Source organism: Dysgonomonas massiliensis, assembly GCF_900240225.1.
Taxonomy (GTDB): domain Bacteria; phylum Bacteroidota; class Bacteroidia; order Bacteroidales; family Dysgonomonadaceae; genus Dysgonomonas; species Dysgonomonas massiliensis.
Genome location: NZ_OEPV01000009.1, coordinates 28,979 through 41,555, shown reverse-complemented (window position 1 = coordinate 41,555; position 12,577 = coordinate 28,979). Strand labels below are relative to the sequence as shown.

The 12,577-nt window shown below is 36.3% G+C and carries 7 protein-coding genes; all 7 read right to left on the bottom strand.

Going from position 1 to position 12,577, the window contains the following annotated elements; genetic code table 11:
* Nucleotides 1-4: 4 nt before the first annotated feature.
* The 7 genes from C1A06_RS10260 to C1A06_RS10230 all read right to left on the bottom strand — a co-directional run bounded on the left by C1A06_RS10260 (nt 5) and on the right by C1A06_RS10230 (nt 12,544).
* Nucleotides 5-2,284, bottom strand: coding sequence for a GH92 family glycosyl hydrolase (locus C1A06_RS10260; RefSeq protein ID WP_101690175.1), 2,280 nt, complete (start codon nt 2,282-2,284; stop codon nt 5-7).
* 11 nt (nt 2,285-2,295) lie between these two features.
* The gene (locus C1A06_RS10255; RefSeq protein WP_101690174.1) at nt 2,296-2,988 is read right to left on the bottom strand and encodes a GDSL-type esterase/lipase family protein; all 693 of its coding nucleotides are present in this window, start codon (nt 2,986-2,988) and stop codon (nt 2,296-2,298) included.
* 1 nt (nt 2,989) lies between these two features.
* Nucleotides 2,990-5,257: a GH92 family glycosyl hydrolase gene (locus C1A06_RS10250; RefSeq protein ID WP_101690173.1), complete on the bottom strand. Its 2,268-nt coding sequence runs from the start codon at nt 5,255-5,257 to the stop codon at nt 2,990-2,992.
* 67 nt (nt 5,258-5,324) lie between these two features.
* Complete coding sequence (locus C1A06_RS10245; protein ID WP_101690172.1) at nt 5,325-6,026, bottom strand: DUF3823 domain-containing protein; 702 nt, start codon at nt 6,024-6,026, stop codon at nt 5,325-5,327.
* Between the two features lie 23 nt (nt 6,027-6,049).
* Complete coding sequence (locus C1A06_RS10240) at nt 6,050-7,975, bottom strand: RagB/SusD family nutrient uptake outer membrane protein (RefSeq protein ID WP_101690171.1); 1,926 nt, start codon at nt 7,973-7,975, stop codon at nt 6,050-6,052.
* Between the two features lie 15 nt (nt 7,976-7,990).
* Entirely contained in the window at nt 7,991-11,356 is a 3,366-nt protein-coding gene (locus C1A06_RS10235; protein WP_245872044.1) for a SusC/RagA family TonB-linked outer membrane protein, read from the bottom strand.
* A gap of 207 nt (nt 11,357-11,563) precedes the next feature.
* Nucleotides 11,564-12,544 carry a FecR family protein gene (locus C1A06_RS10230; RefSeq protein WP_101690170.1) on the bottom strand — a complete coding sequence of 327 codons (981 nt, stop codon included), beginning with the start codon at nt 12,542-12,544 and terminating at the stop codon, nt 11,564-11,566.
* Nucleotides 12,545-12,577: the final 33 nt, after the last annotated feature.

Below are 12,577 nucleotides of genomic sequence, written 5' to 3'. Positions count from 1 at the left end.
TGTTTTAGTATTTTATATTTTCTGTCGAGTAAGAATAAGGGCGATCATTCACAGATGTTCCCCATTTTTTGTTCGGGTTCTCATCCATTTTATATTCTAAAGTTCCACCTTTCATAATACTACGATAGTCTATCCAAGTCTTATTGTAAGAAACTTTATTTAAATAAGCTTTTTGAATATATCTATTATTAAGACTATTTCCTTTGGATATGATTTCGAATTTATTCCCATTCTCAAGATTGATCGTTATTTTAGGAAACATAGGAGAACTCAGAACATACTGATCGGTCCCGGGGCAAACAGCGTACATCCCCAGAGCACTAATTACAAACCAAGACGAGGTCTGCCCTTGATCTTCATCCCCCGGATATCCGTCAGGAGTGGCATTGTACAATCTATGTAAAACCTCTCGCGACCAAAACTGGGTTTTCCAAGGCTCTCCTCCATAATTATAAAGATATACCATGTGTTGAATAGGTTGATTTCCATGTGCATATTGCCCCATATTTATCAACTCCATTTCTGCCATTTCGTGAATAACCCGATTGTAAGAACCAACATTAAACGAACTGGGTATCGTGAACACCGAATCAAGCTTTGCTGTGAAACTACGATCTCCTCCCATTAAATTTATAAGTCCTTGTATATCGTGAAAAACCGACCAATGATAGTGCCAAGCCGAAGCTTCAGTGTAGGGATCTCCCCACTCTATGGGATCGAAATCAGGTGACCATTCTCCTGATTTATTCCGTCCTCTCATAAAACTTGTAGAAGGATCATATACATTTTTATAATTTAGAACTTGACGTTTAAATATGTTTTCGTAAAACTTGTTTCCCGAAAGCTTGGCAATCTGCATGGCTGCAAAATCGTCATAGCAATATTCTAATGTTTTGGCTACAGCTTCGTGATATTCGGGATGAGAGACGTAACCTAATTTAAAATAATCTATCCATCCATCTCTGCCATTTGATGGACCGTGCGGCCCTTTATCAGTACTCTCATGCAACATTGCAGACAAAGCCTTCTCTGTGTCAATATCAAATCCTTTTACATATGCATCTGCCAATAATGAAGCTGCATGGTTTCCAATCATACCTGCACTATGTCCTGGGAAAGACCATGAAGGTAACCACCCACTTTGATCGTATGCATCTAAGAGAGAACTAATATACCGCTGATGCATCTCGGGATGCAAGATAATATTCAAAGGAAATTGAGCTCTGAATGTATCCCAAAAGCCAGTGTCAGTATACATATAACCTTTGTGTATACATCCATCATAAGGACTGTAGTATATAGGCTTATCATTCGCATCGTATTCGTAGAACTTACGAGGGAATAGCATCGATCTGAAAAAACAAGAATAAAAGGTTTCTATATCCTCTCTTGTACCTCCTTCTACTTCGATCTTACCCAATTGCTTATTCCACTCTTGTTTAGCCAACTGTCTTGCATCCTCAAGGGAAGTGAGTCCCTCTAATTCATTTCTCAAATTGAGTTCGGCTTGTTCGATACTAATAAAAGAAGACGCAATCTTGGTATTAATCGTTTCCCCTTTTTCGAATTGCACATAAGCACCTACATAATCGCCAAAATTTTCAAACGAATTTGTCTGAATCTCATTTGTAATACCATCCCATGTACCGTGAGATAAAAAAGGTTTATCGAACTTGATTACAAAATAATTTGCGAAATTCTCTGGTGTTGCATGATTCCCATTTCTAGAATATCCTACAATTTTTTGCTCTTCTGGGTATATTCTTACCATACTTCCCCCCGATGTAGCATCAACTACGATGTATGCCGCCTCATTATCTGGGAATTGGAATCGCATAAAAACCCCTCTATCTGTCGGAGACATTTCAGTATTCAATCCGTTCTCGAATAACACCTGATAGTAATGAGGCCTCGCTGTTTCGTTGTTGTGACTGAACTTCAATGCTCTGGAATATTCATCTACAACCAAATTACCCGATACAGGCATAAGAGAGAATGTACCGTAATCCTTAGTCCATGAACTACACTGGTGAGTTTGTCTAAATCCTCTGATCGAGTCTTTGAAATGCTGATAAATCCATCCGTCTCGATTGATACCCGTTTGCGGAGTCCAAAAGTTCATACCCCAAGGCATGGCTGTAGTAGGATAGGTATTTCCTCTGCTCAAATCGTAGTGAGAGTTGGTCCCTTGTAATGTGTTTACATAATCCGCCAAATCTTTATCCTGAGCTTGTACGTAACAGGCAAAAATAAGCAACAATATAAAACAAATTCTGTACTTCATTCTTTTCTCTTTTACTTTCTAAGCAAAGATTTTATTATTGGTTGTATCACAGTTTCCATCACTTTGTAACCTTTTTCTACAGGATGTACTCCATCATGACCAAGATCCTCTATCAAAGCTCCATTCGAATCTCTCATATTAGCATTATAATCAGCATAAGGGATGTCATTCATAACAGCATAGTTGCGAATGGCAGCATTCAGAGAATCGACGATCTGACTCGCATTTTTTATATCTTTTCTCCAAGGATATTCACCAACAGGAAGTACTGACGACAGAATTACTTTTACACCATTCGCTAAGGCAATATCGGTCATTGACATTATATTGTCTAGTGTATACTGAGGATTGTATTTTCCTGTATTCTCGGCAATATCATTTGTACCAATATTGATCACCACTATCTGCGGCTTTAATTCGATTACATCTTTTCGGAATCGCAACAACAACTGCGGACTTGTCTGTCCTCCTATCCCTCGTCCAACGTAATTGTTATCTTTAAAAAAATCAGGTCTCACCTCCGGCCATGCATCCGTTATAGAGTTTCCTATAAACACGACTCTATTGTGTTGAGCTGGCATTGATAGTATTTCCTCATTCGGGATTTTATATCGCTCGAAATTAGGAAGTTCACTTAAACTATTCTGAGCACTAATATTTAGAATACAACTTGCAAAAATTAATATAACTATAATCTTTTTCATCTTAATCTATATATTTAAAAGAAGGTGGAAAGCTACTTGATGCCGAAGCCCATTTTTTATTGGCAACGCTTCCCATCACAAAATGAATAATTGCTCCATCTTTGATATCATTATGAGAAAACCACGATTGGTTCCACTCCTTACCATCGATAGTCATTGATTGAATGTATTTATTTTCTTTGGCATAATTACTTGTTGTAATTTGTACAGCTTTTCCATTTTCAAGATTAACCGTAGCCGTTTCGAAAAATGGACTACCTATTACATACACAGGCATACCCGGTGTTACTGGATAAAATCCAAGCATAGAGAATACCACGAAAGAAGATAATCCTCCACCATCTTCATCGCCTGGAACGCCCATCAAATCGTTTCTGAACCATTGGTCGAGAAGTGTATGTATCTTTTTCTGAGTTTTCCAAGGTTTGCCAACGTAATTATACAGATAAGGAATATGTAAGCTAGGTTCATTAGCCATAGAAAACTGACCAACGTTGCCTGTATGATCAGGCAGTTGTTGGTAGAAATCGAATTTACTACGTCCGAGTGGCTCATTAAACATTTGATCCATATTAGTATCGAAAGCATCAGTTCCTCCCATCAGACTAACAAGATCAGCTATGTTATGAGGTACATCCCAACGATAAATCCATGCATTATTTTCCCCATAATATTCTCTGGCTCCTTGTCCACCTGAATAACGATAATCAAATGGCTCTATGAATTTACCATCTTTGTCCTTCGGATGAAAGAACGATGTTTTAGGATTATATACATTACGATAATTAAATGATCTTTTTTCATACTTCTCGTAGTCACTTTCTTTACCTAGTTTTGATGCTATCTGTGCAAGACACCATTCATCGTAGGCTGTACCCAATGTAACCGCAATAGGTTGTCGTTTCTCGAAATGATTTACTTCGGGTACAGTTTCTTCTTCGCCAGGATAAAGTGCCGGTATATAACCTTGATCTTTATAAAATTGATCGAGCCACCCCGAGGGGGCACCTGACCATGGAGCTAATGTTTTCTCTTCTATAGCTCTGCGACATACTTCGTATGCTTTTTCCAAATCAAAAGAAATCATGCCTTTAACATAAGCATCGGCAATGACTGATACTCCATGATTTGAATTCATTCTGCGCGAATCACCTGTTATCTCGGGGAATGTAGGCATCCATGCATTCGGCATCTGATCGGTCATTCTCAAAAAAGAATTGATGATTTGGGATTGAGTCTTTTGATCAATAAGAACTCTCAGAGGATGTGCCGCTCGATAACTATCCCATATCCAGTCGTCGGTATAGAATGGTACTCCCTCATCATTGTGTATTTTCCCATCGAAAGCACTGAAGTAACGACCGTCTTCACTAATATTGACTGGACGTTCGAATGTACGATATAATGATGTATAAAATACTTCTAGATCAGCCAAGTCATCGCCTTTTACTTTGATTTTACTCAAAGCTTCGTTCCATATATTCTTTCCATATCTCTCAACACTGCTTAAATCAAAATCTTGAATTTCTCGTTGCAGATTTTTCTGAGCTTGTTCGAGGCTGATAAATGACATACCATATTTCACATTTATCTCTAAAGGCTCATCTCCAAAGTATAAGAGTAGAACTGAAGGACCTTCTTCTTGCTCTGTTTTATTTTTATTCATACCTGTATCAGAATCTAGTATCCCAAATTCTATAGGTTGAATATCCGTTTCGGCATAAATAAAAACCTGCGTATTATTATCCAAGTTCTGTGTTGCATACAGTTTGTTACCATCTACTTTAGCATAACCATTATCGGTACTTAACATTAGATACACAGATTCTCTTTTTGTGTATTTTATATTATAAATTCCAGACTGATGAGATACTGCATACTTAATATAAGTTTCTTTCTCGTCAAGCAGCACTTCGTATCCGTATGGCTTAATCTTTTCATTGTCATATGTATACTTTTTAATTCCCGGCTTCTCCTTACGATCTACAGTCTGTATAGGGCTCAGTCTGAAAGCCGATCTGCCCCTATGGCTTGTCACAATTAAAGGTAAGCCATTAATTTTATCCGAAGTGTAATCATCTCTCTCAGGGTACACTCTTAACATACTGTTTGGCAAATGTATTGTCGGATATGTTGGAACCAATAAATGACTAATGTTGCCCATATATGGATTTACATATTCTATAGGATCTTTCTTCACTTTGTCTTGACACGAAGCGAATATAATAAGTACAAGGAATGGTATTAATATTGCTATATATTTTTTCATTCTATATTTATAAAGAAAGAGAAGTTTACTCATCGTATTCTATGAATAAACTTCTCTTAAATAGTTCTTAAATATCTATTCTAACAGCTGGTACATAATTATACTTAGCCTCCGAAACATCCATCAAAGCCCCGATTCTAAAATAGAATTTTTCGCCTGCTTTCATTTCCGAATATTTACTAGGATCTATAGTTAGAGTATACACCATACTTTCGTTGGTTATATCATTTATATCTTGTTTGACTGATATTGTTTTAGCTAAGGGATCACCTACATTTTTTTCTTTATGAGCAAAAAGAGCAACGTTTTTTATCTTATTCTGCAAAGTTTGCTGAATAGAGAATGTTGCAACTATTTTTCCATTTTCTTTTTCTATTGATGCATTCTTGATGCGGATATAAGGCTGTACTTTGAAATTGATCTCAGTATTACCTTTAACTTTCACTTCAATATCTTCGGTAGGTACAAAATTTCCTCTGACGGCTCTCATCGTATATGTTCCTGCAAACATCATTTTATTCTGAAAAGTTCCATCATTCTTCACAACTTGATATTGCGTCTGAGGATTCTCAAAACCATGTTCGATATATTCAATCTGCACTCCGTTAATAATGTCTTGCTCTACAAGTTCACCTGTTTCCTCATCATAAATTCCCCCTTGTATAGAGGCATTAGGTCCATCATAATTATCTATATCATCTAAATCGCATGATAGAAATACTATAGATGGCAAAACAATCAGAATCAATTTTAAAAATATTCTATTCATAATCTATTTAGTTTATATTCTTATTAATGTTGTGGATTTTGTATTGCTCCATTGCTGGCTGTTCCAGGTATATGTCTATAATAATCTTTCTCTGGGAAAGTTTGTTCTTCATTGTTGACATATCTTCTGACAAAGATATACTGGGGTGTATTTCCTCGTAAGTCAAGATATGGAACAAGCGCTCCTTTTTTTCTGTTCTTAAATTCAGTATGATATGTACGCCTTCTGATTAAATCCCAATAATTTTTATTTTCGAAAGCAAGTTCGACAGCTCTTTCGCGCAACACTTGATTTAATGTAACATTTGCAATTTCGGTCGTGTGACCTGCGCGCTTTCTTATATCATTAATTGCTTTGGTAGCAACGGATAATTTTGCTGTTTCATTATTTTCTATTACAGCTTCAGCAAAATTTAACAATATTTCAGCATAGCGAAAATCGATAAAATCGGTAGTAGATTGGAGCCATGAACTAATTTTAGCATTTTCATTTAAGAATTTCCTCATCAAAAATCCAGAACGTGTAACGTCTGCTGAACCATCGAATCCCGAATATTGATTCCGGTCGTTAGCCCCAAAAGTATAATATGTAGTTCCATTATGCTGGTATTCGCCTTTGACATCTAACAAACTTCCATCAGGCTTTACAATTCCTCCTTGGATGACAATCTTTGTATTCTTCCAAATAGCATGTGGATAGATAACTGATGCAAAGAAGCGGGCATCTTTATTTTTAAATATTTGATCAGGAGTATCGAATTTACGATAATCTCTTGATGGGTTAAAACCTTCATATGGTGTTACAATTCCATCTTCTGTAGTTACAATAGGAGCTGCTTCTCCAGGTGTTCCATTATAATTTTCGTAAAGATCGACTAATTCAAGAATCGGATTTGTGCGTCCTCTATGAGGGAATCCTTCCGACGTTTGGTTGGGATTATTCCACCCATCATAGTCATGAGCTATATATCCTCCTGCATTGCCATAACCTTTCATAAAGATTATTTCGTTCATTGAACTTTTAGGGTTCATAAAAAGATTTTGATAATTGCTAGCAGCTTCTTCAGCCGATTTTGGGTCTTCAGAAAATAATCCGAACTTAGATGAGTTCATAATAGCTTCGGAAGCACTGATACAAGCATCATAATATCTTTTCACATCACTAGCATCCATACCACCTATCAAGTTTTTATCAACAGCTTCTCCCGAAAGCGGTGCTCTGCTCCAATACTTAGCAACCGAAGCTGCATGAAGTGCTACTCGAGATTTGAGTGCATAAGCTGCCCATTTGGTTGCTCTTCGTTTCGAAATATCATTATGAGGATTATCTGTACCTATTTCTCTTGTTTCAGGGAGTAACTCTATGGCTCTATCGCAAGTTTCAAGGATGAAATCCCAAGTTTCTTTTTCAGTACTTCTAGGTACTTTAAGTTTTTCGAAATTTGGATCAAATATTTGTACTTCTTTTATCAATGGTACACCACCATATCTTTTGGCTAAAGCAAAATAGGCATAAGCTCTCAAGAAATAGGCTTCCCCTTCGATCCAAGGAATCTTATTCTTATCTATGTTCTCTATCTTAGGTATAGCCTCCAAGAGAATATTTATATCTCTATTCAATGCATAGCCTTTCTCCCACCAATCGTTTTTTAATTCATTCCAATTAGGCCACTCCGAGTGGATAGCTTCTGTTCCATATTGGGCCGAAGTTAAAGACCCGGTATTCCCCCTGGCATTGAAGCCTTCGCGAGGAAAATAAACAAAATCTTCGATCGGAGCTTGATAATACAAGTTAGCAATGAAAGACTCGATACCTTTCTCGTCATTCAGAATTATATCTTCAGGCACCTTGTTTTTTGGTTCGAGATCAAGGAAATCCGAGCAAGCCTGAAATGTATATGACCCTAATATGATAGCTATATATAGTGCTATTTTTATATTTTTTTTCATGTTATAGTCAATGTTTTAAAATGATATATTTACTCCTATGTTAAACGACTTAGTTAATGGATAGTCGTACCCTCCTTTATATGCCGATCCTTCATACTTCTCAGGGTCAAACTGTTTCAGAAAAGAATCGGTAAATGTCAATAAGTTTGTTCCACTAACATAGAATCTCAGATTTTCCACATAATACTTTCGTGTATATTTGTTGGGTATTGTGTAACCAAACTCAATATTTTTCAATCTCAAAAACGCCGCGTTCATGTAAAATACCTGACTTTTGCGATAAGACGAATTCATATCTTCGGCATTACGTGCTGCGGGCCACTTACCGGCAATCCAGTTTGTATTATTAGGATCGTAGATATTTTCGGGGCGCCATCTATCATGAAAGTATGCAGGAAGATTACCATCGTTAAAGAACATTTGGCTGAAAACCTCATCAAATCTTACAGTATAAAGTGCTGCCCCTTGGAATACTGCATTAAAGTCGAAGTTATTCCATGCTGCATTCATAGTGAATCCGTAAAATAGTTTTGGTGTTCTATTACGGTATAATGGACGTTCGTCTTTAGAGTCTATTATTCCGTCGCCATTCGCATCATAAAAAATATAATCGCCAGGCAAAAGTTTGCTATTACCTTCATTTCCATATCCATGCACTATGCCATTATATATATCATCGTAGTTCTGAAATTGTCCGGTTTTATCCCAACCCCATTCCATATCATTCCATCTGTCCACAAGTCCATTTCTCCACCTATCAAAGCTGCTTCTGGCATCAGCTTTATCTACTTTCCGATACATTGTTCGCGCTAAGTTTAGATTAAAGCTGGCATCGTAGCTGACCTGTCCTATTTTATTATTGTGCGAAACAACAAAATCTATTCCCTGAGTACGATTACTTTCAAGATTTTCAAGTGGCATCGATCCTCCAAATGTATTTGGTAAACTAGCACCTGATTCTCTTTGCTTAGGTAGTCCAGACATATTGCGTTGGTAATAATCGAACTCAAAACTTAGCAAATTATTGAAGAGGCTAACATCAATACCGATATCGAAAATTTTGGATTTTGTCCATGTAAAGTTAGGATTGATAACTCCAGGTGCTGCTAGTCCACCCACATATTCACCATCAACAAATTCTGCTCCTTGGTTAGTAACAGATGTATATCCTGGGACAAACTGAAAAGCATCACCTACAGTTTCACCAATCATACCATAAGAAGCTCGCAATTTAAGGTTATCTACAAAGTGTAGATTTTTTTTGATAAATGGTTCTTCGGATATTCTCCATCCTCCAGAAACAGTTGGGAAAAATCCCCATCTGTCACCCACTGCATAGCGATATGAACCATCGTAACGGAAAGCAAACTCGATCAAATATCTACTTTTGAAGTCGTAATTGAAACGCCCTATATAAGACATTAGTGCTTCTTCACTTTCACTTCCTTCAGAATATTGTTTTCCTCCGGCTAAATCTATAACATCATTGGTGAAAGCATCGTACTCTCTTCTTGCCACCATATATTTATTTTCTATAGTTTTTCTTTCAGCAACTAATGTAGCTCCCACATTATGTGCTTGTAAGAATATTTGATTATAGCTCGCTTGTGCTTGCATAACCAATCTGTCCTGATCATCAGACCTGTTTTGAATACGAGGTTGAGTTCCTCTTGGACTCGAAACTAAATCTTGATTATATATTCTATAATTTTTCCATAGATTTTTGTTATAGCCATTATAACTATCGTATGCTACTGTACCTTTAAGTTGAAAACCCGGAAGAAATGGCGCATCATATGTTATAGATCCTGTAGATTGAAAGCTTTTACTTTTTTCTTCGCTGTATCCTGCATATTTTTTTTGCGACATCAGTACTGGATTCTCTCTATTACGAATATCTGCCGGATAATTGGGATCGTCATTTATATAAGGTCTTTCGGTAGGAAGGCTGATTATAGTTCCTTTATATGTCCACATAAATCCATCGGCTCCGGGATAATCGCGCTTGCCGTAACGACCTGCTAATTGGATGTCAGCTTTAAGGTATTTACTTAACTTCAGAGTCAGATTACTCCTTAGGTTGTAGCGATTGTAGCTCATATCATTACTCTTGAACAAACCTTTATCATTGAAATGACCAAAACTAACATAGTAGTCAACTAAGTCGCTACCTCCTCGTATTGAGAAGTCGTGACTTTGTTGCATAGCCGATTTTTTCATAGTTTCGTTATACCAGTCTGTACTTTTATAGCCTTCTCCGCCTTCGCGCCATTTGTTGAGCTCTTCTTCGGTTATAGCTGGTATTCCGTTTTTATAATAATTTCTTTCATTATTCAGCTCCATGTATTGTGAGGCGGATGACATTTTAGGTCTGTTGGTTGGCGATTGCCATCCGACCATGCTCGAATAGTTGAACCGAGGAGCACTAGATATTCCTTTTTTGGTAGTAACTATCACCACTCCATTAACAGCATTCAAACCATATACGGCAGCTGATGCATCTTTTAGGATTGAAATATTTTCAATATCATTCGGATTTAGCTGTTGGAACTCTGTTGCACTCTCTCTGACAATCCCATCTATCACAAATATGGCGCTACCAAATCCTCTGACATTGATTGTAGAGTTAAATGTTCCGGGTTCACCCGCCTGATGTCTGATTTGCAACCCAGGTATTTTCCCTTGCAATTGTTGTGCCAAGCCTGCATTTGTTCCTTTCATTATATCCTCAGACTTAATACTTGAAATGGCAGATGTCAGATTGCCTCTCTTCTGTGTTCCATACCCCACAACAACTAGTTCATCTAAAATTTGACTTTCCTCTTGTAATACAATTTGTAAGTCTATTTTATCTTTAACCGAGATCTCTTGGGTTTTGTAGCTCACATAAGTGATCACAATCACAGCATCTTCGTCCACAGATAATGAAAAGTTACCATCCAAATCAGTAATTGTTCCTAAGTTTGGTTTTCCTTTTACCATTATACTTGCCCCTATAATAGCTTCACCCGATTGGTCTGTGATTCTACCTCTGATAGTCTTTTTGTTAACCTGACTCTCCATCTGATTAGAATCGACAGGGGTTTTTCTTATAACTATGTGTTTATCTTTAATATCATATCCAACAGATTCTCCATCGAAAAGAATATTTAGGATATCTTTTACCTCCTTATTCTCAACATCTATATTTACGATCTTCTTAGTATCAATAACATTTGCATCGTAAGTAAAATAAAGTCCACTCTTTTCTTCAATTTCATTCAAGACTTCTCTGACCGTCTTGTATTTCGCCTTAATGGAGATTGAAGCACTTTGAGCATAAATGTTAGCTGCAAACGATTGAAGAGTCAATAGTAAACAAAGTAATATTGTGCATTTCATGACAATAGTTGTAATTTTAGTTAACAAGATTCTAAAACAGGTATTTATTATCCGTTTATTTCTAATAAATATCATATCTTTGATAATTAATTAGTTAATAATTGATTTAAGCATTTATTTTGATTGTTTTCTAGTTGTATTAAGGAGATTGTTGCCGCAGTCTCCTTGTTTTTTTCATGATATTATTTTCTCATAAGCCACTTATTTTTAATTAATAATTACTTCATGTTGATTTATTTCATAGTTCAAATCTGTTGCATTTCTCAAAATATCTAATACTTTCGGGAGTGATGTGTTTTTCTGAATCCTACAAGTTAATTTCCGATTCTTGAGAGACTCATTTTCAATGTATATGATTACATTGAATTTACGTTCCAGTACTTCTACTATAGTCATGAAATTTTCTTCTTCAAAATGTAATTCTCCATTTATCCAACTATAGGCAGTTTCTGCTATTGCATCAGAATCAACTGTTAGCATATTATCTTTGAGACGAAGCACTTGTCCCGGAAACATTTCTTTAGACTCCTTATCTGTTGATACTTCGACACTTCCAGACTTGAGACTTACAATAGTCTCCAAATCTGAATTATAGGCTTTAATATTAAATTCTGTACCCAGAACTTTCACGTTTATATTTTTACTTTGAACTATAAATGGATGTTTCTCATCTCTTCGGACATCAAAAAAAGCTTCTCCTTCCAGTTTAACTTGACGGTTTTTCGAGGTCATGTAGCTATCACTATAACTTAGTTTTGTATCCGAATTTATCCATACAACAGTACTATCAGGCAAATAAACTTTACTATATTGACCTCGGGGAACCTCTACTGTTGTATAATTAGGTAGATTCTGCTTCAGAGCGATATTATAAGCTATTAAAGATAATATAGAAGTAATGCAAGCAATGGCTCCATACTGTATCCAAGTCGGGATTCTGAAAGTCTTTTTAACAGGAAGAGCATCTTGTTCTTTGTTGAGTTTGTTATTTTTCATGAATGTTGCAAAAGCTCTATCCAATTTAGCATCAGCAGAATATTCTATTTCAACTTTTTTCTGCCACAATGATTCTAATCTAAACAAATAGTCTCTGTTTTCTTCACTCTCCTCGATCCAATCTGCTAACAACTCCAATTCTTCAGGAGTACTTTCTCCTATTAAATATCTTAATATTATATTATCTTCCATAATCGTAAAATCATGCTTTTCAGATATACGACA

Excerpts from the sequence above, each read along its gene's own strand:
- C1A06_RS10230 (WP_101690170.1), bottom strand. The coding sequence starts at position 12,544 with ATGGAAGATAATATAATATTAAGATATTTAATAGGAGAAAGTACTCCT.
- C1A06_RS10250 (WP_101690173.1), bottom strand. The coding sequence starts at position 5,257 with ATGAAAAAATATATAGCAATATTAATACCATTCCTTGTACTTATTATA.
- C1A06_RS10240 (WP_101690171.1), bottom strand. The coding sequence starts at position 7,975 with ATGAAAAAAAATATAAAAATAGCACTATATATAGCTATCATATTAGGG.
- C1A06_RS10245 (WP_101690172.1), bottom strand. The coding sequence starts at position 6,026 with ATGAATAGAATATTTTTAAAATTGATTCTGATTGTTTTGCCATCTATA.
- C1A06_RS10255 (WP_101690174.1), bottom strand. The coding sequence starts at position 2,988 with ATGAAAAAGATTATAGTTATATTAATTTTTGCAAGTTGTATTCTAAAT.
- C1A06_RS10235 (WP_245872044.1), bottom strand. The coding sequence starts at position 11,356 with ATGAAATGCACAATATTACTTTGTTTACTATTGACTCTTCAATCGTTT.
- C1A06_RS10260 (WP_101690175.1), bottom strand. The coding sequence starts at position 2,284 with ATGAAGTACAGAATTTGTTTTATATTGTTGCTTATTTTTGCCTGTTAC.